Annotated in this window: 24 protein-coding genes and 1 riboswitch; of the genes, 18 read left to right on the forward strand and 6 right to left on the reverse strand. The window is 56.6% G+C overall.

Features of this window, described 5'->3' with window-relative positions:
- Position 1 precedes the first annotated feature (1 nt).
- Positions 2-1,156, reverse strand: coding sequence for a methionine aminotransferase (locus tag GEAM_RS04165; RefSeq protein ID WP_034788593.1), 1,155 nt, complete (start codon positions 1,154-1,156; stop codon positions 2-4).
- 135 nt (positions 1,157-1,291) lie between these two features.
- On the opposite strand from GEAM_RS04165, the gene GEAM_RS04170 reads away from it, so the two are divergent.
- Entirely contained in the window at positions 1,292-2,254 is a 963-nt protein-coding gene (locus GEAM_RS04170) for a LysR substrate-binding domain-containing protein (protein ID WP_034788594.1), read from the forward strand.
- 9 nt (positions 2,255-2,263) lie between these two features.
- On the opposite strand, the gene bioA is transcribed toward GEAM_RS04170, so the two are convergent.
- Positions 2,264-3,541 (reverse strand): adenosylmethionine--8-amino-7-oxononanoate transaminase, encoded by a 1,278-nt coding sequence (gene bioA, locus GEAM_RS04175; protein WP_034788596.1) that lies wholly within the window; start codon positions 3,539-3,541, stop codon positions 2,264-2,266.
- Between the two features lie 129 nt (positions 3,542-3,670).
- On the opposite strand from bioA, the gene bioB reads away from it, so the two are divergent.
- The 4 genes from bioB to bioD all read left to right on the forward strand — a co-directional run bounded on the left by bioB (position 3,671) and on the right by bioD (position 7,477).
- Positions 3,671-4,708 (forward strand): biotin synthase BioB, encoded by a 1,038-nt coding sequence (gene bioB, locus GEAM_RS04180; RefSeq protein WP_034788598.1) that lies wholly within the window; start codon positions 3,671-3,673, stop codon positions 4,706-4,708.
- Between the two features lie 3 nt (positions 4,709-4,711).
- The gene (bioF, locus tag GEAM_RS04185) at positions 4,712-5,863 is read left to right on the forward strand and encodes an 8-amino-7-oxononanoate synthase (protein WP_034788599.1); all 1,152 of its coding nucleotides are present in this window, start codon (positions 4,712-4,714) and stop codon (positions 5,861-5,863) included.
- A complete protein-coding gene (bioC, locus tag GEAM_RS04190) occupies positions 5,847-6,638 on the forward strand; it encodes a malonyl-ACP O-methyltransferase BioC (protein ID WP_034788601.1) in 792 nt (263 codons plus the stop codon). The genes bioF and bioC overlap by 17 nt, the downstream gene beginning before the upstream one ends.
- A gap of 158 nt (positions 6,639-6,796) precedes the next feature.
- On the forward strand, positions 6,797-7,477 hold the full coding sequence (bioD, locus tag GEAM_RS04195; RefSeq protein WP_034788604.1) for a dethiobiotin synthase: 681 nt from the start codon (positions 6,797-6,799) through the stop codon (positions 7,475-7,477).
- Here bioD and GEAM_RS04200 read toward each other — a convergent pair.
- Positions 7,467-8,177 (reverse strand): ABC transporter ATP-binding protein, encoded by a 711-nt coding sequence (locus tag GEAM_RS04200; protein WP_034788607.1) that lies wholly within the window; start codon positions 8,175-8,177, stop codon positions 7,467-7,469. The two genes, bioD and GEAM_RS04200, sit on opposite strands and share 11 nt — an antisense overlap.
- Before the next feature lie 1,150 nt (positions 8,178-9,327).
- On the opposite strand from GEAM_RS04200, the gene uvrB reads away from it, so the two are divergent.
- Positions 9,328-11,334 carry an excinuclease ABC subunit UvrB gene (gene uvrB / locus GEAM_RS04205; RefSeq protein ID WP_034788608.1) on the forward strand — a complete coding sequence of 669 codons (2,007 nt, stop codon included), beginning with the start codon at positions 9,328-9,330 and terminating at the stop codon, positions 11,332-11,334.
- An 82-nt stretch (positions 11,335-11,416) separates the two neighbouring features.
- On the forward strand, positions 11,417-11,794 hold the full coding sequence (locus GEAM_RS04210) for a VF530 family protein (protein WP_034788609.1): 378 nt from the start codon (positions 11,417-11,419) through the stop codon (positions 11,792-11,794).
- Here the strand turns inward: GEAM_RS04210 and yvcK are convergent.
- The gene (gene yvcK / locus GEAM_RS04215) at positions 11,791-12,699 is read right to left on the reverse strand and encodes a uridine diphosphate-N-acetylglucosamine-binding protein YvcK (protein WP_034788610.1); all 909 of its coding nucleotides are present in this window, start codon (positions 12,697-12,699) and stop codon (positions 11,791-11,793) included. The genes GEAM_RS04210 and yvcK overlap by 4 nt on opposite strands.
- A 302-nt stretch (positions 12,700-13,001) precedes the next feature.
- Positions 13,002-13,171, forward strand: a riboswitch (molybdenum cofactor riboswitch).
- Between yvcK and moaA the strand changes: the two genes are divergently transcribed.
- The 6 genes from moaA (at position 13,161) to GEAM_RS04250 (ending at position 16,695) form a co-directional block, all read left to right on the forward strand.
- Positions 13,161-14,147: a GTP 3',8-cyclase MoaA gene (moaA, locus tag GEAM_RS04225; RefSeq protein WP_034788612.1), complete on the forward strand. Its 987-nt coding sequence runs from the start codon at positions 13,161-13,163 to the stop codon at positions 14,145-14,147. Its footprint overlaps the riboswitch before it by 11 nt.
- 21 nt (positions 14,148-14,168) lie before the next feature.
- Positions 14,169-14,681, forward strand: a complete 513-nt coding sequence (gene moaB / locus GEAM_RS04230; RefSeq protein ID WP_034788613.1) for a molybdenum cofactor biosynthesis protein B — start codon at positions 14,169-14,171, stop codon at positions 14,679-14,681.
- An 8-nt stretch (positions 14,682-14,689) separates the two neighbouring features.
- The gene (gene moaC, locus GEAM_RS04235) at positions 14,690-15,169 is read left to right on the forward strand and encodes a cyclic pyranopterin monophosphate synthase MoaC (protein WP_034788614.1); all 480 of its coding nucleotides are present in this window, start codon (positions 14,690-14,692) and stop codon (positions 15,167-15,169) included.
- Positions 15,166-15,411, forward strand: a complete 246-nt coding sequence (gene moaD / locus GEAM_RS04240; protein WP_034788615.1) for a molybdopterin synthase sulfur carrier subunit — start codon at positions 15,166-15,168, stop codon at positions 15,409-15,411. Before moaC ends, moaD begins: the two co-directional genes overlap by 4 nt.
- A 1-nt stretch (position 15,412) precedes the next feature.
- Entirely contained in the window at positions 15,413-15,865 is a 453-nt protein-coding gene (gene moaE / locus GEAM_RS04245; RefSeq protein ID WP_034788616.1) for a molybdopterin synthase catalytic subunit MoaE, read from the forward strand.
- A 119-nt stretch (positions 15,866-15,984) separates the two neighbouring features.
- Positions 15,985-16,695, forward strand: a complete 711-nt coding sequence (locus GEAM_RS04250; RefSeq protein ID WP_034788677.1) for a Bax inhibitor-1/YccA family protein — start codon at positions 15,985-15,987, stop codon at positions 16,693-16,695.
- 690 nt (positions 16,696-17,385) lie between these two features.
- On the opposite strand, the gene GEAM_RS04255 is transcribed toward GEAM_RS04250, so the two are convergent.
- Positions 17,386-18,588: a multidrug efflux MFS transporter gene (locus GEAM_RS04255; RefSeq protein ID WP_034788624.1), complete on the reverse strand. Its 1,203-nt coding sequence runs from the start codon at positions 18,586-18,588 to the stop codon at positions 17,386-17,388.
- 393 nt (positions 18,589-18,981) lie between these two features.
- On the opposite strand from GEAM_RS04255, the gene rhlE reads away from it, so the two are divergent.
- Positions 18,982-20,409 carry an ATP-dependent RNA helicase RhlE gene (gene rhlE / locus GEAM_RS04260; protein ID WP_034788628.1) on the forward strand — a complete coding sequence of 476 codons (1,428 nt, stop codon included), beginning with the start codon at positions 18,982-18,984 and terminating at the stop codon, positions 20,407-20,409.
- A 70-nt stretch (positions 20,410-20,479) separates the two neighbouring features.
- Here rhlE and GEAM_RS04265 read toward each other — a convergent pair whose 3' ends face one another.
- A complete protein-coding gene (locus GEAM_RS04265) occupies positions 20,480-21,130 on the reverse strand; it encodes a helix-turn-helix transcriptional regulator (RefSeq protein ID WP_034788629.1) in 651 nt (216 codons plus the stop codon).
- A gap of 107 nt (positions 21,131-21,237) precedes the next feature.
- Between GEAM_RS04265 and GEAM_RS04270 the strand changes: the two genes are divergently transcribed.
- From GEAM_RS04270 to pbpG, 4 genes are all read left to right on the forward strand, one after another.
- Positions 21,238-22,668: an MFS transporter gene (locus GEAM_RS04270; RefSeq protein WP_034788630.1), complete on the forward strand. Its 1,431-nt coding sequence runs from the start codon at positions 21,238-21,240 to the stop codon at positions 22,666-22,668.
- 64 nt (positions 22,669-22,732) lie between these two features.
- Positions 22,733-23,662, forward strand: a complete 930-nt coding sequence (gene dusC / locus GEAM_RS04275) for a tRNA dihydrouridine(16) synthase DusC (protein WP_034788633.1) — start codon at positions 22,733-22,735, stop codon at positions 23,660-23,662.
- Positions 23,663-23,722: 60 nt separating this feature from the next.
- The gene (locus GEAM_RS04280) at positions 23,723-24,148 is read left to right on the forward strand and encodes a VOC family protein (protein ID WP_034788635.1); all 426 of its coding nucleotides are present in this window, start codon (positions 23,723-23,725) and stop codon (positions 24,146-24,148) included.
- A gap of 268 nt (positions 24,149-24,416) precedes the next feature.
- On the forward strand, positions 24,417-25,115 hold a 699-nt coding region (gene pbpG / locus GEAM_RS04285; RefSeq protein WP_034788679.1), incomplete at its 3' end, for a D-alanyl-D-alanine endopeptidase.

The following is a 25,115-nucleotide window of genomic DNA, read 5'->3' on the forward strand; positions in this document are numbered from 1 at the left end:
ATTAAACCCGGCTCAGGCGGCGGGCACCTTCGTACAGTGTGTCATCGTCTTTGGCAAAGCTCAGGCGGATAAGCCCGGTCGGCTGGTTACTGCTGTAAAACGCCGACAGCGGGATGGTGGCGACCTGATAATCACGGATCAAACTCAGTACAAACTCATCATCGGTCAGCGGGCTAAAGTGGCTAAAGCGCGCCAGCATAAAGAAGCTGCCACGGCTCGGCAGCAGCTCGAAACGCGAGCCGCTGAGGGCATCGGCCAACAGGTCGCGTTTGTGCTGATAGAAGTCCGCCAGCCCCAGATAGCTCTGCGGATCGGCCATCGCTTCGGCGAAAGCCACCTGCATCGGGGTGTCGGCGGAGAACATCATGAACTGATGCACCTTGCGGATCTCATTCATTAATTCTGCCGGCGCCAGACAGTAGCCGACGCGCCAGCCGGTGACGTGATAGGTCTTGCCGAAGGAGGAGACAATCACGCTGCGCTCGGCCAGCTGCGGGTGGCAGGCCATGCTGTGGTGGCGCTGGCCGTCGAACACCACGTGCTCATAGACTTCATCGGACAGGATCACGATATCGGTGTCGCGGGTGAGGGCGGTGAGACGCTCAATGTCCACGTCGCTGAAAATCGCCCCGGTCGGGTTGTGCGGGCTGTTAATGATGATCATCCGCGTTTTGCTGTTAATCGCACTGGCGACCTGATCCCAGTCGATGCTGAAATCTTCCAGCGACAGGCTGATGGCCACCGGCGTCGCGCCCTGCAAACGGACAATCGGCGCGTAGCTGTCAAACGACGGCTCGAAGTAGATCACCTCATCGCCCGGATGCACCAGCGCGCTGATTGCCGAGTACAGGCCTTCGCTGGCGCTGGCGGTGACCGTCACTTCTTCATTGGCGTCATAATGGCAGCCATACAGCGCCTCGACCTTGGCCGACAGCGCGTGGCGCAGCGCGGCGACGCCGCTCATTGGTGCATACTGGTTATGACCATCACGCATGGCTTTGGTCACGGCATCAATCAGCGAAGGCTGGCAGGAGAAGTTTGGCGCGCCTTGGGATAAATTCAGCGCATTATGCTCAGCGCTCAACTGACCGATAACGGTGAAAATCGTGGTGCCGACATCAGGCAATTTGGATTGAGTCGATAAAGGGCTTTTCATATATCACCTCGGGAAGGCATAAATATTTATATATTATGAATGATTAAGCAGTAGTTTATTTGTGCAGACAATGGATAATTTGTCATACTCGCCATGATCTACATGCATGGCTGACAGCGATATCAAGAGGCGAACATGGCAACTCCCCCAGACCTTTCTTACCTAACGGCGCTCAATCTTCCCTCGCTTAACCTGTTGAAAACCTTCAGCGTGGTGGCGAAAACCCTTAACTTGACCCACGCGGCTGAGTTGCTGCACATCACCCAAGGGGCGGTGAGTCGGCAGATAACCGGGCTGGAGAATACGCTGGGCTACCCGCTATTTTTGCGTCAGGCGCGCGGGCTAACCCTAACGCCGCGCGGCGCGCAACTGCTGCCGCCAATCCAGCAGGCGCTGGAGCAGATGGGCGAGGCGATGAAGCGCGTCGGCTCGCACCCCGATACCTTGCGCATCAAATGCCCGACTTGCTCCATGCGCTGGCTGCTGCCACGGGTGATTCAATTACAGAACGACCGCCCTGAGCTGCGTATTGAGCTGACGGCCTCCATTGCCCACGGCGTGGACTTCAGCACCGAGCACTTCGACGCCGCCGTGGTGTTTGGCCGCGCGCCGGACTCGCCTCGCCGGGCGCATCATCTGTTTGATGAGATCTTAACGCCTATCTGCACGCCGGACTTCTTCGGCAAGAGTGCGGAGAGCACTACGATTGAGGATTTAGCGGAGAAAACCTTGCTGCACCCGACCCGCGACCGCCGCGACTGGCTGCTGTGGCTGCGGGAATCCGGCGTAAAAGGGCTGCCGTCGGCTAAGTCTCAGCACTTCGACACGCTGGATCTGGCCATCAATTCGGCATTGCAGGGGTATGGCATTGCGATTGGGGATTTGACGCTAATAGAGGATGACCTGCAGGCCAAGCGCGTGATGGCGCCATTCCCACTCTGTGTGGCGAGCGGCGCGTCTTACACCTTGCTCTATCCGGATAACCCGACCCCGGCGCTACAGGTTGCTATTGATTATTTGAACGAGCAGGCCAGAATCAGCCGGCAGAAGTTGAGCACGCTGCTTTCAACCTCACACCGGCTGGTGACCAGCAATTAATCGCAGAGATTAATAGAGGGACTCAAGCGCGCTGGCAATCGCGCCGGTCAGCTGGCTGAGCTGAGCAGGGGAGATAACGTAAGGCGGCATCAGGTAAATCAGCTTGCCGAAAGGCCGAATCCACACGCCCTGACTGACGAAGTGCTTCTGCAACGCCGCCATGTTCACCGGCTCGCGCATCTCCACCACGCCAATCGCGCCCAGCACCCGCACGTCGGCCACCGCTGAGTGCGCGGCCAGCGGCGTCAGCTCGCTTTGCAACTGGCGCTCAATGCCCGCCACCTGTTCCTGCCAGTTATTTTCTGCCAGTAAACTCAGGCTGGCGTTAGCCACGGCGCAGGCCAGCGGGTTGCCCATAAAGGTCGGGCCGTGCATAAAGCAGCCCGCCTCGCCGTCGCTTATCACCTCGGCGACGTGGCGAGTGGTGAGGGTCGCCGAAAGCGTCATGTAGCCGCCGGTCAGGGCTTTGCCGAGGCACATAATATCTGGCGAAATCCCCGCGTGGTCGCAGGCGAACGGCTTGCCGGTGCGGCCAAAGCCGGTGGCGATCTCATCGGCAATCAGCAGCACGCCGTAATGGTCACACAGCTCGCGTACGCGCTTGAGGTAGGTTGGGTGATAGATACGCATGCCGCCCGCGCCTTGCACCACTGGCTCAAGGATCACGGCGGCAATCGAATCCTGATGCTGTTCCAGCAGGGCGGCAAACGGCGCGATATCCTGTTCATTCCACGCCTCGCCGAAGCGCGACTGCGGCGCATCGGCAAACAGATGCTGCGGCAAATAGCCCTGATACAAACTGTGCATTGAGTTTTGCGGGTCACACACCGACATCGCGCCGAAGGTGTCACCGTGATAGCCATTGCGCAGCGTCAGCAGGGTCTGGCGCTTCTCGCCGCGCGCCTGCCAGTACTGCATCGCCATCTTCAGCGCCACTTCTACCGCCACCGAACCCGAGTCGGCCAAAAACACGCATTCCAGCCCGGCGGGGGTCATCTCGACTAAACGCCGCGACAGCGCCACCGCCGACGGATGGGTTATGCCGCCGAACATCACGTGAGACATCTTGCCAATCTGCTCAATCGCCGCCTGATTCAGCACCGGGTGGTTGTAGCCGTGGATCGCCGCCCACCATGACGACATGCCGTCGATAAGCTGCCGCCCGTCAGCCAGTTGTAGCTCCACGCCCTGTGCTGATTCCACCGGATAGCACGGCAGCGGGTGAGTCATAGAGGTGTAAGGGTGCCAGATGTGGCGCTGGTCGAACTCGAGATCGGCAGGGGTCATTGCGATATCCTGAAAGCTAACTTGTAAACCAAAAAATAATTTTAACGTTGACGGTAAACCAAAACAAATGAAAAATGGTTTACAGAATAGGTAGAAACCAAAACTCAAAATATTTTTGGAGATGGCACCATGTCGACCCGCACCCATTGGACGCTGGAAAAAACCCAAGCTTTGTTCGATAAACCCTTCCTCGAGCTGATGTTCGAAGCCCAGCAGGTCCACCGCCAACACTTCTACCCGCGTCAGGTTCAGGTCAGCACCTTGCTGTCGATCAAAACCGGTGCTTGCCCGGAAGACTGTAAATACTGCCCGCAAAGCTCGCGCTACAAAACCGGGCTGGAAACGGAACGCCTGATGGAAGTGAAGCAGGTGCTGGAGTCTGCCCGTCAGGCCAAGGCCGCCGGTTCCACTCGTTTTTGCATGGGCGCGGCGTGGAAAAACCCGCACGAGCGCGACATGCCTTACCTTGAGCAGATGGTGCAGGGCGTGAAAGAGCTGGGGATGGAAACCTGCATGACGCTCGGCACACTGGACACCTCGCAGGCGCAGCGTCTGGCGACAGCGGGTCTGGATTTCTACAACCATAACCTCGACACCTCGCCAGAATTCTACGGCAGCATCATCACCACCCGTAGCTATCAAGAGCGTCTGGATACCCTGTCAGAAGTGCGCAACGCGGGCATTAAAGTCTGCTCCGGTGGCATCGTGGGTCTGGGCGAAACGGTCAAAGACCGCGCCGGATTGCTGATGCAGCTTGCCAACCTGCCGGTTGCCCCTGAGAGCGTGCCGATCAACATGCTGGTCAAAGTGAAAGGCACGCCGCTGGCTAACAATGACGACGTCGATCCTTTCGATTTTATCCGCACCATCGCCGTGGCGCGCATCATGATGCCAAGCTCCTATGTGCGCCTGTCTGCCGGTCGTGAGCAGATGAGTGAGCAGACGCAGGCGATGTGCTTTATGGCCGGTGCTAACTCGATTTTCTACGGCTGCAAGCTGCTGACCACGCCAAACCCGGCGGAAGACAAAGACCTGATCCTGTTCGGCAAGCTGGGCCTCAACCCACAAGTTTTCGAAACCGAAATGGGCGACAACCAGCAGCAAGAGGCGCTGGCCGAGCAGTTGGTTCACGCCGACACCGACCAGTTCTACAACGCAGCCGTCTAAACCATGAGCTGGGAAAGCCGAATTCAGGACGCCCTGCAGGCGCGGCGCGAGGCGGCGGCGTTTCGCTTGCGCCTGCCTAACGCCGGAGGCAGCGCCCGCTGGCTGACACAGGGCGAGCGCCGCTGGCTGAATTTCTCCGGCAATGACTATCTCGGGCTGAGCCAGCACGAGGAGATTGTTGCCGCGTGGCAGCAGGGGGCGGCGCGGTTTGGCGTCGGCAGCGGCGGCTCGGGGCATGTTACCGGCTATAGCGATGTCCACGCCGAGTTCGAGCAGCAGCTGGCGCAGTGGCAGGGTTATCCGCGCGCGCTGCTGTTTATCTCCGGCTTTGCAGCCAATCAGGCAATTTTGGCCGCGCTGCTGCAAAAAGGTGACCGCGCGCTGGCAGACAAGCTGAGCCACGCTTCGCTGCTGGAGGCGGCGACCCAGTCTCCGGCCCAGCTGCGGCGCTTCACCCATAATCAGCCGGATTCCCTGCAACGGCTGCTGCAATCCTCATGCGACGGCGAAACTCTGGTGGTTACCGAAGGGGTGTTCAGCATGGACGGCGATGCCGCGCCGCTGGCAGAAATCCATCAACAGGCTCGCGATAACCGCGCGTGGCTGCTGGTGGACGATGCCCATGGCGTCGGGGTGATGGGCGAGCAGGGGCGGGGCAGTTGCTGGCAGCAAGGGGTTCGCCCCGAGCTGCTGGTGGTCACTTTCGGCAAGGCGTTTGGCTGTAGCGGGGCTGCCGTACTGTGCGACGACGATACGGCGGACTACCTGCTGCAGTTCGCTCGTCATCTGATTTACAGCACCGCCATGCCCGCCGCGCAGGTCTGCGCCCTTCAGGCCAGCCTGCGCTGTATTCAGCAAGGCGATGCGCTGCGTGATAAACTGGCGGCCAATATTGCCCGTTTTCGCGCTGGCGCGGCAGATTTGCCTTATCAGCTTACTTCGTCCGCGACCGCCATTCAGCCGGTGATTGTCGGTGAAAACCAGCCGACGCTCGACTTAGCCCAGCGTCTGCGCGACAGCGGCCTGTGGGTGAGCGCCATTCGCCCACCGACCGTACCGCCGGGCAGCGCAAGACTGCGCATTACCCTCACGGCTGCTCATCAGCCGGAAGATATCGATTTTTTGCTGGAGTCCCTTCATGGGTGCAGTCACTGAATTAGTGAACAAACAAGCGGTAGCAGACGCCTTTAGCCGCGCTGCCGGTCATTACGAAAACGCCGCGCAGTTACAGCGTGACGTGGGCGAACATTTGCTCAGCATGGTGGCAGAGCAGCATCAAAGCGCCGGTAACCGCGTACTTGACGCGGGCTGTGGCACGGGCTATTTCAGCCGCCGCTGGCGTGATATGGGCAAACAGGTGACGGCGCTGGATCTGTCGCAAGGCATGCTGGACATGGCCAGCGCGCTGAATTCTGCCGACAGCTATATTCCCGGCGACATTGAACGCCTGCCGCTGGCGGATCAGTCGGTGGACATCTGCTACAGCAATCTGGCGGTGCAGTGGTGTAACGCGCTGCCGCGCGCGCTGGAAGAGATGCACCGCGTGACGCGTATCGGCGGGCTGGTGGTGTTCTCCACGCTGGCCGAAGGTTCGCTCGGCGAGCTGGCTGCGGCATGGATGAAGGTCGACGGGCGTCGCCACGTCAATCAGTTCCTCACGCCGGATAAAATCGCCGAAGCCTGCGCGCCTTATCGCCACGACGTGCAGTTTAGCCAGCAAACCCTGCTGTTCCCCGACGTGATGAGCCTGATGCGTTCGCTTAAAGGCATCGGTGCGACCCACATCAAAAACGGTCGCCTTGGCGGCTTAGGCGGTCGCGAACGCCTCGCCCTGCTGGAAAAGCACTACGCCCGCCAAGACGGCATGCTGCCGCTGACCTATAAGTTGGTGTATGGGGTGCTGCAGGTCGAAGAATTAATTCCACGCTAAAATCCTTCCTCCTTGACGCTGTCTCTGCGTTGGCTGCGCGTGCTCACCCGAATCACTGACCTATGTCAGCTCATCGGGCTGAACCCGCTTGCCGCCTTGATACAGCGCCAATGACTTTGGATTTCGATTTTGTTCGATAAAGACATTGGCTATTTAAAATGAAAAAAACATTCTTCATTACCGGCACGGACACTGAAGTCGGTAAAACCGTGGCGACCACGGCTTTCTTGCAGGCTGCGGCGCAGGCTGGGTTTTCCACTGCGGGCTATAAGCCGGTGGCGTCTGGCAGTGAAATGACCGCCGAGGGTGCGCGAAATAGCGACGCGCTGGCCCTTCAGGCCAATAGCTCGGTGGCGTTGAGTTATAACGAAGTGAACCCCTGTACCTTCCTTGAGCCAACTTCGCCGCACATTGTTAGCCAGCTAGAACAGCGGCCTATCGCGCTGGAGACGCTGTCGGCGGGCTTGCGCCATCTTCAGCCGAAAGCTGACTGGACGGTGGTCGAGGGGGCGGGAGGCTGGTTTACGCCGCTCAACGAGCAGCACACCTTTGCCGACTGGGTGGTCAGCGAACAGCTGCCGGTGGTTCTGGTGGTGGGAATGCGTTTGGGCTGCATCAACCACGCGCTGCTAACCGCGCAGGCGGTGGCGCAAAGCGGCCTAAAATTGGTGGGATGGATTGCCAATGATGTACAGGAAACGGGGAAGCATCATCAGGCCTATCTCGCGACGCTCGCGCTTATGCTGCCTGCGCCCATGCTGGGCGAGATCCCGTTCCTTGATAACACCAGCGATACCGATCTGGGGCAGTATCTCGACCTTTCGCCTCTCACACGCTGAGATAGTCTTTCACTAAATCGTCGTTGAGCTGCGCCAAGGTGCCCTGTGCCACGTTGCGGCCGCTATCGAGCAGGCAGAAGCGGTCCGCGACGCTGCGAATAAAGGGCAGTCGGTGACCGACCAGCAGCAGTGTCAGGCCCAAATCGCGGTTGAGACGGTGAATGATATTGCCCATGTTGGCCGCCATCGCCGGGCTGGTGTGCTCGGTTGGCTCATCAAGGATCAGCAGCTCCGGCTCCAGCACCAGCGCGCGGCTGATAGCCAGCTGCTGCTGCTCGCTTTCGTCCAGCTCTCCGGCCTTGTGCGCCCCCATCTCCTTCAAGGCAGGGAAAAGCTCGTAGACCTGCTCGGGGATGCGGCGGTTCTTGTTGCGCCCGGCCATCATGGCGATTTGCAGGTTTTCATCGACGCTCATTTGCGAAAAAATCTGCCGACCTTCAGGCACATAGCCAATCCCCACTAAGGCCCGGCTCTCCACCGGCAAATCCAGCAGGTTCTGCGGCTCGGCGTCTGCCGACTGCCAGCAGATGCTGCCACTCTTCACCGGCAAATGCCCCATGATGCAGTTAATCAGCGTGGTTTTGCCGACGCCGTTGCGGCCAATCAGGAAAGTGCATTGGCCGCGATACAGCTCCAGATTGATATCCCACAGAATATGCTTCTGGCCGTAATACTGGTTTACCGACTTTATACTCAACATCAGACCTCCCTAAACTCCGCCTGCTGGCTGGCCTCAGTGCCTTAGCAAGCCGGAGTCGCTGTTTAACTGACCGTCACTGTCATATTTCTGACATTTATGTTTTGCCATTTCGGCGATTTCACAGAATTTTATGTGGTGCGTTAGCCCACTGACTTACAGCATCAATTGGCAATAAATAGCCGTTAGCCAGTGATAAAAGGCTGAAACGACGCTTTCTCACGGCTTAAGCTAGCGAGAGCGACCTAAAAGTAGCTTTTTCGTAAAGCCTGCGCTTTCAGGGCGATCCGCTGTAAATGGCCGACATGATTAATATTGCAACTCTCAGGCCAAGTTTGGAGAGATAACTCCTAAAGAGGTTGTAACCAGAGTGTTAAAGGCGCGCGTGTGAATGAATAACAATAAAACATTAATACGGGTTATGAATGGGGCGGGGATACGGCGAAAATATGCACTTTCCCAGTGCTGAAGCAGCAGTTTTTGGTGCAGAGCCTGAGTGTGGATAAGACAAATCCGACAGGCAATATACAATTTTTTTCATTTTGCAATATCTATGGCGCAGCATATCTAGGCAAAATCGGCATATATAAAGAAGTAAAAAAGGCAAAAAATAACTAAAAACCTTAGCCCGAAACCCTTCGAGGGTGAAACTGGCTTTTTTGACAGGTCGCGCTGCGTGGGGCGTGCTGTGAGTTATCCACCATTCCTGTGGATAACCATGTGCATGAGAGTAAGAAAAGTTGCTACAAGCGAGTCTGGACGCGGCTTGCGCTCGGTTTGTCGTTAATCCCACCTTTTTAATCAAAATTATATTTTTCAATGAGTTATGATAAATCAAGCGTTGTCAAATTGTGATCTGGCGCTTGTGTCAATTTTCGTCAGTCTGTGGTCAAAAAGTTAATTCGCGAAAATAATTGGGGATAAATGTTCTGCCGTGGGGAAAAACGGCTTAATGGAATAACCTAAAAAAGTGCAGTTTTCTTCGTGTCTTAGAAACAAGGGGCAGGGTGGGTGAACAAATCAACATCACATGCCCATTGGAAGCTGGTTTTATATCCAGTACTATATAGCTGGCAAAAATTGCGGAGTCTTCCATACTCAGTCTCCGCAGTCCGTGTTGTGCGTTTCTTCTCTTCTGTCAGGTAGCCCGTTCATGAGCAAAGTATTCAAACTGCATTCCGACTTTAAACCGTCAGGCGATCAGCCTGAGGCCATACGCGCTTTGGAAGAAGGGCTGGAGAATGGTCTGGCGCACCAGACGCTGCTGGGGGTAACCGGCTCGGGGAAAACCTTTACCGTCGCCAACGTGATTGCCGACCTGAATCGCCCAACCATGGTGCTGGCGCCTAACAAAACGCTGGCTGCCCAGCTGTATGGCGAGATGAAAGAGTTCTTCCCGGAAAACGCCGTGGAATATTTTGTCTCCTACTACGACTACTATCAGCCAGAAGCCTACGTTCCTAGCTCCGATACCTTTATTGAAAAAGACGCCTCGGTGAACGAACACATCGAGCAAATGCGTCTTTCCGCCACCAAAGCCCTGCTTGAGCGCCGCGACGTGGTGGTGGTGGCTTCGGTTTCGGCCATTTATGGTCTGGGTGACCCGGATCTCTACCTGAAGATGATGCTGCACCTGACCAAGGGGATGATCATCGATCAGCGCGCTATTTTGCGCCGCTTGGCCGAGCTGCAATATGCCCGCAACGATCAGGCATTCCAGCGCAGTACCTTCCGCGTGCGCGGCGAGGTGATCGACGTGTTCCCGGCAGAGTCCGATGACATGGCGCTGCGCATCGAGCTGTTCGACCAAGAAGTGGAGCGCCTGTCGCTGTTTGACCCGCTGACCGGGCAGATCCAGCAAGAAGTGCCGCGCTTCACCATCTACCCGAAAACCCACTATGTGACGCCGCGCGAGCGCATTATTCAGGCGATGGAAGAGATCAAAGTCGAGCTGGCGGATCGTCGCAAAAAACTGCTCGACAACAACAAGCTGCTGGAAGAGCAGCGCATCAGTCAGCGCACCCAGTTTGATCTGGAGATGATGAATGAGCTGGGTTACTGCTCGGGTATCGAAAACTACTCGCGCTACCTGTCAGGGCGCGGGCCGGGCGAGCCGCCACCGACGCTGTTCGACTATTTGCCTGCCGACGGCCTGCTTATTGTTGACGAATCCCACGTCACCATTCCGCAAATCGGCGGCATGTACAAAGGCGACCGCTCGCGTAAAGAGACGCTGGTGGAGTACGGATTCCGCCTACCTTCGGCGCTGGACAACCGCCCAATGCGTTTTGAAGAGTTTGAAGCCGCCGCGCCGCAAAGCATCTACGTGTCGGCAACGCCGGGCACCTATGAAACGGAGAAATCCGGCGGCGACGTGGTAGAGCAAGTGGTGCGCCCAACCGGCCTGCTGGACCCGCTGATTGAAGTGCGCCCGGTCGCGACGCAGGTTGATGATTTGCTGTCGGAGATCCGCAAACGCGTGGAAATTAACGAGCGCGTGCTAGTGACCACGCTGACCAAGCGCATGGCCGAAGACTTGACCGAGTATCTGGAAGAGCACGGCGAGCGCGTGCGCTACCTGCACTCCGACATCGACACCGTCGAGCGTGTCGAAATCATTCGTGATTTGCGCTTAGGCGAGTTCGACGTGCTGGTGGGTATCAACTTACTGCGAGAAGGTTTGGACATGCCTGAGGTGTCGCTGGTGGCGATTCTGGACGCCGACAAAGAGGGCTTCCTGCGTTCCGAGCGTTCACTGATCCAGACCATCGGCCGTGCGGCGCGTAACCTCAACGGCAAAGCCATTCTTTACGGCGACAAAATCACTAACTCGATGCGCAGAGCTATCGACGAAACTGAGCGCCGTCGCGCCAAGCAAGAGGCTTACAACACCGAGCACGGCATCACACCGATGGGGCTGAATAAGAAAATCTCTGACATTCTTCAACTGGGTCAACCTAAGACCAAGAAGAACAAAGACAAGCGCGATGCCGAAGCCTTCGAAACCGCCAAGCTGCTTACGCCAAAAGCGCTGGAGCAGCGTATTCGCGAGCTAGAAAGCAAGATGTACTCCCACGCGCAGAATCTGGAGTTTGAAGACGCGGCGAGAACGCGTGACGAGTTGCAGTCTCTGCGAGATCAATTTATCGCCTTGTCCTAATCCTTCCCGCCTTCCAACATGGTCGCGCGCAGTCAAAAGATGCTAGACTGCGCGCCCTGTAAAATCGACTTGCGAGCCAACCATGACTGACACACCTTCACCGAAACCCGCTGCGGCGAAAGATCCCCTGCACGGCGTGACGCTGGAAGCACTGCTGACGAAGCTGGTGGACAGTTTTGGCTGGCCAGCGTTGGCGTCTCAGGTGAACATCAACTGCTTCAAAAGCGACCCGAGCATCAAGTCCAGTCTGAAGTTTTTGCGTCGAACGCCGTGGGCGAGAAAGGAAGTGGAAACGCTGTATCTGGATTTCGTGGAAGGGCATTTGCGTCCCGACATGACGCGCAGCAAACGCCGCACGCCACTGTCTGCTGAGAAGCCGCAAAAGCCGAAAGTCAGCACCGCCAAACCGGCAGCGGACAGCCCGTGGAACAACCATCCGCTGGTGAATAAAAAGCCTTAAATCATCTTCTGCAAAGCTTCTTCTAGCGCTTTGCGCAGTAACTCGCGGTCGTGGCGATAAGGAATGTCGCTGGCTTCGAGCTGGGTTTGAATGATCAACCGCTCGCTGGCATCGGCGATATTCACCTTCGGCCCGACGATGGCGGCATCCACCGCGCGGCGTCCAATCTGGTTTTCAATCAGCGAAAGCTTGTCATGCAGGGTCAGCGACGCTGCCGCCACGCTAAGTTCTTTACCCAAATTCCCGATGTAAACGATGTGCGCCCGGCTGCGGCGCAGGGCCTGCGTTAAATCTTTCATCAGCAGCAGCGGCATCAGGCTGGTGTAAAAGCTGCCCGGACCAATTAGCACCAAATCTGCTTCTTTGATTGCCAGAATGGCTTCGCGGGTGGCGGTTACTTCCGGTTGTAGCATCAGTTCGCGCGGGAGTTGCGTCAGCTTGTCGACATTCACTTCGCCATGCACCCACTCGCCGTCGGCACCCAGCGCGGCTAAATCCACCGGATGTTCCGACATCGGGATCAGCTCGGCATCAACCTTCAACAGGCTGCGCACCAAATTGATCGCTTCCAGAGGACGCACGCTGAGATGATCCAAGGCGCGCAGCATCAGGTTGCCGAGGTTATGCCCAGCCAGTTCACCCTGACCCCCGAAGCGGAACTCAAACATCGCGGACGCCACGGTAGGCTCGGTGATCAACTGATTGAGGCAGTTACGCATGTCGCCCCAAGCGATGCCGCCTTCGGAGCTGCGAATGCGCCCGGTGGAGCCGCCGTTATCGGTGGTGGTGACAATGCCGGTCAAACGCGAGCCAAGGAAGGAGAGGGATGACATAACGCGGCCAAGGCCGTGTCCGCCCCCCAGTGCTACTACGCGGTCGAGATCGGCTAACGTGCGATTGCGCATAAAGATCCTTGAAGCTGTCCAGAGAAAGATAAACCTGCCACTCGCGCGGCAGCAAAATAGGGTTTTGATGTCATTTCGTCGATTGATTTTACCCAATTTTGCAACAAGGTGTTATCCAACTTATATCTGAAAAGCGAGGTAAACCCGCAGCTTTGATGATGTTTCTTGTCGCTAACGTGCTGAGAATTGCCTTTAAAATCCGCTATGTAGAGAAATACATAGCGAAAACCACCTTGGAGTTCCTTCCCGCGCGGCGCTACAATAGACCCTGTAACCGCGTTTTTTCGCCTGCGTTTGCAGCTGAAAAAATCAAACTCCTAGCCTTGCCGCCTAAGTTACTGGGCTGAATTGGTGATACTTCTCACTGGTTTAGTCGATTAATACGGCGTCCTGGCCGTGGCTCAGCCACCAGGGTGCAAGGTAGAAATGCCTGCATCTCCCGTATTTGGAAAGGTGTTAAGGTGCTTCAACTTACCGATGCTTTTGCGCGCAAGTTTTATTACTTGCGGCTATCTATTACTGACGTGTGCAATTTCCGTTGCACCTATTGCCTGCCCGACGGCTACAAACCGCAGGGTCACAGCAATAAAAGCTTCCTGTCGCTGGACGAAATCCGTCGTGTCAGCCGCGCTTTTGCCCATTTAGGGACTGAAAAAGTGCGCCTGACCGGGGGCGAGCCGTCTCTGCGCCGCGACTTCTGCGACATCATTGCCGCCGTGCGCGAAAACCCCACTATTAAAACGCTGGCTGTCACCACCAATGGCTATCGCATGGCGCGTGACGCTAAACACTGGCGCGACGCGGGCCTGACCGCGATTAACGTCAGCGTCGACAGCCTCGATGCCCGCCAATTCCACGCCATTACCGGGCAGGATAAATTCAACGACGTGATGCGCGGCATCGACGCCGCGTTTGAGGCCGGTTTCAGCAAGGTGAAAGTCAATGCCGTGCTGATGCGCGACGTCAACCACGCCAGCCTGAATACCTTCCTCAACTGGATCAAAAACCGCCCAATCCAGCTACGCTTTATCGAGCTGATGGAGACCGGCGACGGCAGCGAGCTATTTCGCAAACACCACGTCTCAGGTGAAGTCCTGCGCGAGCAGTTGGTGCAGCAGGGCTGGCAGTTGCAGGTCCGCGCGCGCAGCGACGGCCCGGCGCAGGTGTTCAGCCACCCGGATTATGTCGGCGAAATCGGCCTGATCATGCCTTATGAGAAAGACTTCTGCGCCAGCTGCAACCGCCTGCGGGTATCTGCCATCGGCAACTTGCACTTGTGCCTGTTCGGCGAGCAGGGCATTGGGCTGCGCGATTTACTGGCAGACGATATGCAGCAAGATGAATTAATGGATAGAATTCAAGGCGGCCTGCGGCAGAAAAAGCAGACCCATTTCCTGCATCAGGGCAACACGGGTATTACCCAGAACCTGTCGTTTATTGGTGGTTGAAGTCATTCAAGGAGCAACAAGATGAGCAAGGCCAGCAAAGATTTCCTTCCCCTTTCTTTGGCGATTTTGACCGTTTCAGACCATCGCACCGAGGCAGAAAACACCTCCGGGCACTACCTGAAAGAGGTGGCTGAAGAAGCCGGGCACCGCGTCGCGGCGCAAACCATCGTCAAAGATAATTTGTATAAAATTCGCGCGGTGGTGTCGCAATGGATTGCCGATGAGCAGATCCAAGCCATTTTGATTAACGGCGGTACCGGCTTCACGCAGGGTGACAATACGCCGGAAGCACTGAAGCCGCTGTTTGACCGCGAAATCGAAGGCTTTGGCGAGCTGTTCCGCATGGTGTCATTTGAAGAGATTGGCACCTCGACCATTCAGTCCCGCGCCTTAGCCGGTATGGCCAACCAGACGGTGATTTTTGCCATGCCGGGCTCGACCAGCGCCTGCCGCACCGCGTGGGAACACGTTATCGAGGCCCAGTTAGACGCGCGCAACGGCCCGTGTAACTTCACGCCTCACGTCAAGAAATAAGCCCAACTATGACCACTTTTACTCACATTAACGCCTCCGGCGACGCGCATATGGTGGATGTCTCCGCCAAGGCCGAAACCGTGCGTGAAGCCCGCGCTGAATCCTTTGTGACCATGGCCGCCGAGACGCTGGCGATGATTGTTAACGGCAATCACCACAAGGGCGACGTGTTCGCCACGGCGCGTATTGCCGGGATTCAGGCGGCGAAGAAAACTTGGGATTTGATCCCGCTTTGCCATCCACTGCTGCTCACTAAGGTGGAAGTTAACCTTGAAGCTCAGCCGGAGCACAACCGCGTGCGCATTGAGTCGCGCTGTCGCCTAAGTGGCAAGACCGGGGTGGAAATGGAAGCCCTGACCGCCGCCTCCGTCGCTGCGCTGACCATTTACGACATGTGCAAAGCGGTGCAGAAAGACATGGTGATCGGCCCGATTCGCCTGCTGGAGAAAACCGGCGGCAAGTCCGGTGATTTCAAGGTGGAGCCATGATCGACATTCTGTTTTTTGCTCAGGTGCGTGAAATCATCGGCGTCGGTTCGCTGCAACTGCCTGCCGAATTCGCTAATGTCGAAGCGCTGCGCCAGTCATTGTGCCAGCGCGGCGATCGCTGGGCGCTGGCGCTAGAGTCCGGCAAGCTGTTGGTGGCGGTGAATCAAACTCTGGTCGACACTGACCATCCGGTGAAAGCCGGGGACGAAGTGGCCTTCTTCCCACCGGTAACAGGGGGCTGAGATGGAAAACACGCGGATCGTAGTCGACAGCGCGGCGTTTAGCGTTGGTGACGAATACCAGTGGCTGGCCCAGTCAGACGCCGACGGCGCGGTGGTGACTTTCACCGGCAAGGTGCGCAATCACAATTTGGGCGATAACGTCAGTGCTTTAACCCTCGAACACTATCCAGGCATGACCGAAAAAGCCTTGGCTGAAATCGTCGCCGAAGCCCGCCAGCGCTGGCCGCTGCAACGGGTGTCGGTGTATCACCGCGTCGGGGCAATGTATCCCGGCGATGAAATTGTGTTTGTTGGCGTGACCAGCGCCCATCGCGGTATGGCCTTCGAAGCCACCGAATTTATTATGGATTATCTCAAAACCCGCGCCCCGTTCTGGAAGCGCGAAGCCACCGAGCAGGGCGACCGCTGGGTGGATGCCCGCGACAGCGACAAACAAGCCGCCAAGCGCTGGTAAACTGCAACTAAACCTTACGCTTAGCAACCGCGCAAAGCGGCGGTTTTGTGATACTGTTATCCAACAGGCGGGCTGTGTTTACGGCCTAAATTTTGTCCTCCATGCAAGAGGTAATCATCATGGATCGATATCCACGCAGTAACGGCTCGATTGTTGAACGCGCAAACTCCGGCATTCAAGCCTACATGGCGCAGGTCTATGGTTGGATGACCTGTGGTCTGCTATTAACCGCATTTGTTGCCTGGTACGCATCTCGCTCACCGGCCATTCTCGGTTTTATTTTCTCCAGCCAGATAACCTTCTTTGGTCTGATCATCGCCCAGCTGGCGCTGGTCTTCGTGATTTCCGGCATGGTTAACCGCCTGAGCGGCACCGTCGCTACCGGCTTGTTCATGCTGTATTCGGCCTTAACCGGGCTGACGCTCTCCAGCATTTTTATCGTCTACACCGGCTCTTCCATCGCCAGCACCTTCGTCGTGGCAGGCGGGATGTTCGGCGCGATGAGCGTGTTCGGCTACACCACCAAACGCGACCTGAGCCGCATGGGCAGCCTGCTGTTCATGGGGTTGATTGGTATCGTGCTGGCGTCGCTGGTCAATATCTGGCTGAAAAGCCCGGCATTGATGTGGGCGGTGACCTACATTGGCGTGGTTATCTTCGTTGGTCTGACAGCCTATGACACCCAGAAGTTGAAAAACATGGGTGAGCAGCTGAACGTGAATGACAAAGACAATTTCCGCAAATACTCGATTGTTGGCGCATTGACGCTGTATTTGGATTTCATCAACCTGTTCCTGATGTTGTTGCGGATTTTTGGTAATCGTCGGTAGGGTTTTTAATTGCAAATTGAGAGGGGGCCGAAAGGCCCCTTTTTGTTTTTTGGGCGGCGGCCCAAATGCGGTTTAAATCTTTGAATTCAAATTCAAATTCAAATTCAAATTCAAATTCAAATTCAAATTCAAGGTCGTGGGCGTCGGCCCACACCGACCAAGGGAGGCGTAAACGCGCCTCCCTTGGAACCCTGCGTTTTTTCTTGTTGTGAGATCGAGGCTGCGCAGTGTTGGAATGGACGTGTTTCAGCAGCCACAATGATCGTCGCGAAGTGCCGCCGCTTAGGCGGTTCCCTCAGTTCGGGCTTCGAGCCATAGGTCTCGAACCACTCCCTCGGCGTCACTTCTGAACGCGACCTACTGGCATTTACGCCGAACCGTTCCATTCCACCTCGCAAAACATATAAGAAACCCACTGAAACGGCACGATTGAGAAGCCTCAAAACCGCAGTCAAAAATGGCGCTGAGCGAGAGGTTCGAGACCTATGGCTCGAATCCCGTGGCGAAGGAACCGCCTAAGCGGCGACATTTTGCGGTGGATAACTGAAGTACCTGAAACACGTCCGGCCAACGAGCGAAGCGCGCAGTATAGAGCCGGGGAGTCTTGAGGGGCGCGGCGATAGGCGCCCCTCAAGGCCGGTGTGGCGGCAGCGCACGACCTTGACCTTGACCTTGAATTTGAATTTGAATTTAAAATCTCGTCTGGCGTGTCGGTACACGCCGAAAACTCCACGCTACCTGTATCAGGTTAAACAACACTAGGATCGCGGTGACGAGAAATACCCACCGGAAGCCCATTAGCGCTGAGACGCCGGAGCCGAGCAGGGGGCCGATGACGTTGCCGAGATACATAAATGATTGGTTATAACCAAAGATGCGGCCGGTGGTTTGGTCGCTGCTGTATTTCACCAATAGCGCCTGAATCGCGGGCATTAGCGCGCCGTCGCAGAAACCGAGCATAAAGCGCAGGATGCCTAGCTGGGTCGGTGAGCTGATGGTGGACATCAAGCAGAACAGCACGAAGCACAGCACCAGCGCGGCGATGAGGATGCGGTGCGCGCCGATTCGGTCGCCCAATTTGCCGAGCTTCGGCGCGGACATCAGCGCGGAGACGCCCGGCACGGCGGCGATCACCCCGCTGATAAAGGCGATATTACTGGTGTCGGAAGAGAGGTCACGGATGAACAGCGTCAGGATTGGGCTGATGGAACCGTTGGCCAACTGCACCATCAGCGTGGTGACGAACAGGCTGACAATCAGCCACGGGTAGGGCAGCGCGGTGAAGACGGCTTTGCCGCTCAGGCGATCGGCCTTGGCGACTGGCACCACGCGCTCTTTGATTAAGAACAGAGTTATCAAGAAACTGGTGAATAACATGCCGCCGGTGACGAAAAACACCGTGCGCAGGCCGAGGTGGTCGGCCATAAAACCGCCGAGCAACGGGCCGATGATGACGCCAGCTACTTGCCCGGTAGACAGCGTGCCAAGCGCCCAGCCGCTCTTATCGCGCGGAACCTGCGAGGCCACTAAAGCCATGGCATTGGGGATATAACCTGATGTCAAACCCATCAGCGTGCGCAGGATAAACAGCTGCCAGACGTTGGTGGCGAAACCTTGCAACACCATCACAATCGCCATGCCCAGCGCGGCGCGCAGCAGCATTAGCTTACGGCCTTTACGGTCGGCGAGACTACCCCAGAGCGGGGCGACAATGGCGGAAACTAAAAAGGTGCCGCTGAAGACTAAACCAGACCATAAACTCAGGGATGCGTGGGAAGTGACGCCCAGCTGTTCAATATAAAGTGGCAGGAAAGGCAGGATTTGGCTCATCGCCATGCCGGTGAAAAAACACCCGAGCCAGACGGAGATTAAATTGAGTTTCCAAGTTTCCATTATGCTGCGGAGTTACCTTAACGATGAGTGTGTTGGCTGCATAAAGCATAGCAACTCAGGGCGTTAAGGTGACGGCAAAAAGTGGGAAGATATTCATCAAATCAATAATTGACGCTCTGTGGCAGCCTTTTCACCTAAGTCCACACAATCTGTTGTCAGCGTTGAAAACACGACAGTTAATGTGCTTTTCATGCTCTTATTACACCTGCTTACACCCATTGACGGCAGATAATTTAACGCCCTGACGCGTCTTGTGTTAAAATCTCGTCAACTGGCGCACTGCAGTTTGTGCCGAATCCTCGTGGTAATGCCTCATTTGCCTCGTCTGATCATCCACTCTTGAAACTGCACCGAACCCCGTTCGGGTTAGAGTGGACTGGAGCTTTTCCCTATATGTCATTTGATACTCTCGGCTTAAGTGCCGAAATTTTGCGTGCTGTTGAAGAACAGGGCTATCGTGAACCTACGCCTATTCAGCGTCAGGCTATTCCTGTTGTGATGCAAGGCCGTGACTTAATGGCAAGTGCGCAGACCGGTACTGGTAAAACCGCTGGTTTTACTCTGCCACTGCTGAACATGCTGAGCCACTCCAACCCGCAATTCAAAGGACGTCGCCCGGTCCGCGCGCTGATCCTGACTCCGACCCGTGAGCTGGCAGCACAGATCGGTGAGAACGTGCAGTCTTACAGCAAATATTTGACCCTGCGCTCGCTGGTGGTTTTCGGCGGCGTGAGCATTAACCCGCAGATGATGAAACTGCGCGCCGGTGTTGACGTGCTGGTCGCTACCCCTGGTCGTCTGCTGGACTTAGAACATCAGAACGCGGTGGATTTATCCAAAGTCGAAATTCTGGTGCTGGACGAAGCTGACCGCATGCTGGACATGGGCTTCATCCACGACATCCGTCGCGTACTGGCGAAACTGCCCGCTAAACGCCAGAACCTGCTGTTCTCCGCGACCTTCTCTGACGAAATCAAAGCGCTGGCTGGCAAATTGCTGACCAACCCTGCGTCGGTTGAAGTGGCGCGTCGTAACACGGCGTCCGAGCAAATCGAACAGAGCGTTCATTTCGTTGATAAGAAACGTAAAAGAGAACTGCTGTCACAAATGATTGGCGAAGGCGACTGGAAACAGGTGCTGGTGTTCACCCGTACTAAACACGGTGCGAACCATTTGGCCGAGCAGTTGAATAAAGACGGCATCACCGCCGCCGCTATTCACGGTAATAAAAGTCAGGGTGCCCGTACTCGCGCACTGGCAGATTTCAAAGACGGCGGCATTCGCGTGCTGGTAGCTACTGACATCGCGGCGCGCGGTCTGGACATCGACCAGCTGCCTCACGTCGTCAACTATGAGCTGCCAAACGTACCGGAAGACTACGTTCACCGTATTGGCCGTACTGGCCGTGCGGAATCCACCGGTGAAGCGATTTCTCTGGTGTGTGTCGATGAACACAAACTGCTGCGTGACATTGAGCGCCTGCTCAAGCGTGAAATCCCACGCATCGCGTTTGAAGGCTATGAGCCAGACCCAAGCATCAAAGCTGAGCCGATCATCAATGGTCGTCAAGGCAGCGGCGGTCGCGGTGCTCCACGTCAGGGCGGTCAACGTTCTGGCTCCGGCGCACCTCGCTCAGGTGCTCCGCGCTCTGGTGCACCACGCACCGGCGGCAATGGTCAACGTAGCGGCAACGGCGGCGGCGAAAGCCGTGGCGCAGGCGCGGGTGAAGGGCGTCCAGCACGTCCGGCGCGCGCAGCTAACGCAGGCCAGCGTCGCTCAAACCCGGCTAACGCAGGGCGTCGTAAACCGTCTGGCGAATAATCGCTTCGGCTGAATAAACAAAAACCGCCTCTTCGCAGGCGGTTTTTTTATGTCTATTGTTCGCGGAATTCTACAGCCAGATGCGATACGCGCAGCGCCGCGCCCCTTGTAAAATGTGCTCGGTGCGTTCAACCTTTGCCTCCAGCGTGGCGCTAAACACCTCCCGCTCGGCGCGGCAGAAGCCCTGACAGGCAGTGGCTGCTGCGCAGATAGGGCAGTGGTTTTCGACCAGCAGGTAGCTGCCATCTTCTTGTGGCTGCCAGTCCGCCATATAACCTTCGCGGGTGCGAATGGCGGTCAGCCTTTGCAGGCGTTCTTCCAGCGTTTCTGCCCCTTCCATCGCGAGATGATAGGCATTGCGAGTGAGTTCCTCGCGGCTGGTGATCAGCTGCTCCAGCGCATTTTCACCCAGCGAACTGCGGATAAGCGTTAGCAACTGCACGGTGAGATCGGCGTGAGCGTCGGGGAACCGGGCGTGGCCCTGTGCCGTGAGCTGCCAGAACTGCGACGGGCGGCCTACGCCGTGCGAAACCGATTTCGGCTCCACCAGACCTTCTTTCGCCAGCTTCACAAACTGCTGGCGCGCGGCTTCGCCCGTGGTGCCCAAAATGTGGCCGGCGTCGCTGGCCTGCAATTCTCCACGAGTTTTAAGCAGCATGAGCAGGCGTTCGGCGACGCTTTGCTTAACCTCAGATGTATTTTCCAAGTGTTTGCTTGACATATTGCCTCGTCAGATCTTAGATTACGGAACCGTTAAGTATTCCAAGTTAATTCTTGTTTAATCTTACCACAACTCAAATAGACTTTAAAAATAAAAGGGAAATACCGATGTCGGACAATGAAACGGGCTGGGGCGGCTTATTTAGTACGGAAAATCGGGGCAGCGCCATTGCCCTCAGCGCGGGTGTGGCGCTGTACGCGACCAACAGCTATATCGTCATCACTATCTTGCCTTCGGTGGTGCAGGATATCGGCGGGCTGGCGTGGTACGCGTGGAACATGACCCTGTTTGTGGTGTTCTCGATTCTCGGCTCGGCACTCTCTGCGCGGCTGATGCGCAAAGCGGGTCCGCGCGGCAGCTATCTCACCGCAACCGGCATATTTATGGCCGGTGCAGCTATCTGTGCCATGGCGCCAAGTATGCCGGTTCTGCTGCTGGGCCGTGCTATTCAGGGGCTGGGCGGTGGCTTCCTGTTCGCGCTCTCCTACGCCATGATCAATCTGGTGTTCAAAGAATCTCTCTGGCCGCGCGCGATGGCGCTGATCTCCGCGATGTGGGGGATAGCCACGCTGATTGGCCCGGCGGTGGGCGGCATCTTTGCTGAACTGCACGCTTGGCGCTGGGCCTTTGGCCTGCTGGTGCCGGTGACCTTGCTGTTTGGCCTGCTGATTTGGCGAACGCTGCCCGCGCAGCAAAAGGAAAAACGCGCCGACGAGCCTCTGCCTCTCTTTCAACTTCTGCTGCTGACCGGCTCCGTGCTGGTGGTGTCGGCGGGCAGTTTGTCTTCCCACGGCTGGGTGAATTTCGCCGGGATTGTGGTGGCGGTGCTGATGGTGATTGCCCTGCGCCAGCGTGAATTCAGCTCTAACGTTCGCCTGTTGCCGCGCAACTCGCTGTCGCTCTCTTCGCCAATTTGCTGGCTGTACATGACCATGGCGACGCTGATGATTGCGATGGGCTGCGAAATCTATGTGCCTTATATGCTGCAACACCTGCACGGCCAGACGCCTTTGGCTGCGGGCTATATCACGGCGGCGGCAGCGGCGGGCTGGACCCTAAGCGAAATGGTCAGCGCCAGTTGGACCGGGCGTCTTGCCAACCGAGCGATCATCTCTGGCCCACTGGTGTTAGGCGTGGGGTTGCTGCTGTTACTGGCTTCGGTGCCGGTGGTCTTCGGCCTGCACGCGCTTAATATTTCCGGCGTGGTGCTTGGTCTGACGCTGGCAGGCTTTGGTATCGGGCTAGGCTGGCCACACATTTTGACCCGCGTTCTACAGCAGGCGGATGAAGCGGAGAAAGAGACCGCCGGGGCTTCGATTACCGTGGTGCAGTCCTTCTCGGCGGCGCTGGGCGCGGCGCTATCAGGGACCATAGCCAATCTGGCCGGCATGAATACCGGGCCGGAAAATGCCAGCAACGTGGCTTTCTGGCTGTTCGTGTTCTTCTTAATTCCTGCCGGTCTGGCCGTGTTAACCGCCATCCGTTCGGTAAGAAAACGCCGACTGTCGCACCCAGAAACCTTGGTCTGTAAGGGATAACGGCATTGCCTTGACGCATCGTTCAACCGTATTATTGCCCGTCATTTTTTAAGGGTTGAACGACATGCGTGTATTACTGGCTCCGATGGAAGGCGTACTGGACCCTTTGGTCAGAGAACTGCTGACTGAAGTGAACGATTACGACTTATGCATCACCGAGTTTTTGCGCGTGGTTGACCAACTGCTTCCCGCCAAATCCTTCTATCGACTCTGCCCTGAATTACTTAATCAAAGCCGCACGCCGTCCGGTACGCGGGTGCGGGTCCAACTGCTGGGGCAATACCCGCAGTGGTTGGCTGAAAATGCCGCGCTGGCGGTGCAACTTGGCTCTTATGGGGTGGATCTCAACTGCGGCTGTCCGTCGAAAACGGTGAATGGCAGCGGCGGCGGGGCAACGCTGCTCAAAGACCCTGAGCTGATTTATCAGGGAGCTAAGGCGATGCGCGAAGCCGTGCCCGCCGAGCTGCCGGTGACGGTGAAAGTGCGACTGGGCTGGGATTCGCTGGCGCAAAGCTTTGAAATTGCCGACGCCGTCCAGCAAGCCGGAGCCACCGAGCTGACGGTACACGGGCGCACCAAGGAAGACGGTTACAAGGCCGAGCGCATTAACTGGCAGGCGATTGGTGAAATCCGCCAGCGGCTGACTATTCCGGTGATCGCCAATGGCGAGATTTGGGACTACGCCAGTGCCCAAGCCTGTATGCAAACCACCGGCTGCGACGCCGTGATGATTGGGCGCGGCGCGCTCAACGTGCCGAATCTGAGCCGGGTGGTGAAGTACAACGAGCCGCGCATGCCGTGGTCTGGGGTAATGACCCTGTTGCAGAAGTACACCCATCTGGAGAAGCAGGGCGACACCGGGCTGTATCACGTCGCGCGCATCAAGCAGTGGCTGGGGTATTTACGCAAAGAGTACGACGAAGCGACCGAGTTATTTAGTGAAGTGCGCGTGTTGCAAACATCGAAAGAGATCGCCGAACGCATTAACCGCTGATCGTTTTCCCTGATTTCTCCACGCGCTGCTTCAAGCACAAAAGCAAAATGGAGAAATATCATGGATAACAAAGATAAAGGTCTGACCCACATCGCTTTTTCCGTCAAAGATCTCGATACCAGCATCGCCTTCTATGAAAAATTTGCCGATATGCAAGTGATTCACCGGCGCGGGGAGCGCGGGACAGATGTCGACCCGGTGGCTTGGATGAGCGATATGACCCGACCTTTTGCCATCGTACTGGCAGAAGACCCTGACTCCAAAGACACCAAGCTCGGCCCTTTCGGCCACCTCGGCGTGGCCTGTAAAACCAAAGAATATATGGACGCCAAGTTGGCTCTGGCTCGCGCCGACGGCGTGTTGCGCACTGAGCCAAAACAGAGCGGGGCGCCCGTCGGCTACTGGGCATTTCTCGATGACCCGGATGGCAACACATTCGAGCTATCTTATGGCCAAGAAATCCGCTACCTGATTGAAAATACCTAACGTTCGCCTGTCTCTGTGAGACAACTTTACTCAGCCACGGCATACTCCGTGGCTGATGTTGTTCATTTCTCGCTCCCCTCTTATCCTTCCATTCTCCGCGCTTCGCGCAAGTGTTCACTTACTCGTCAGCCCCTGCCATCAAAGGCGTTGTGACAGACTTTGTGACAAATGCACAAGAAAAATCCGAGTGCCAAGCCCATCAGCCTAACTTATAATTCGCCGGCAGTTTTGATGCTCCATTGATGACAACCTTCTTAAATACAGAGCAATGCATGTGAAAATTCGTCTTTTGGTTGTGAGCCTGTTGGCTCTTAATGCAGGCATGATGTCTGCCACTTCCGCCGTAGCTGGCGAAAAACATGCGCCGGTTGTCGCGCCTATCGTGCAGATTGCCTCTGGCAGCGCGATGGTGGTTGATCTTAAATCTCATGAAGTGATTTATTCCCGAAATCCAGACCAAGTGCGGCCAATCGCCTCACTCACCAAATTAATGACGGCGATGGTGACGCTCGACGCGAAGCTGCCGCTGGACGAAGTGATTTCGGTTGATATTCATAACACCAAAGAGATGCGCGGCGTGTTTTCCCGCGTGAAGGTTAACAGTGAAATTAATCGCCGCCAGATGATCCAACTGGCGCTGATGTCATCCGAAAACCGCGCCGCCGCCAGTCTGGCCGCGCACTATCCGGGCGGCTACGAAGCCTTTATCCGCGCGATGAATGCCAAAGCCAAGCAGCTGGGAATGACCCACACGCGCTACGTCGAGCCAACCGGCCTGTCGCCGTTAAACGTCTCAACCGCGCGTGATTTGACCCGCCTGCTGCTGGCTTCGCAGAAATATCCGCTGATTGGTGAACTGAGTACCACGCAGGAGAAAACCGCGGTGTTCAGTAGCCCGGCCTATGCTTTGCCGTTTCGCAACACTAACCACTTGATCATGAACCCGAGCTGGAGCATTCAGCTGACC

This window comes from Ewingella americana ATCC 33852, assembly GCF_000735345.1.
Lineage (GTDB): Bacteria > Pseudomonadota > Gammaproteobacteria > Enterobacterales > Enterobacteriaceae > Ewingella > Ewingella americana.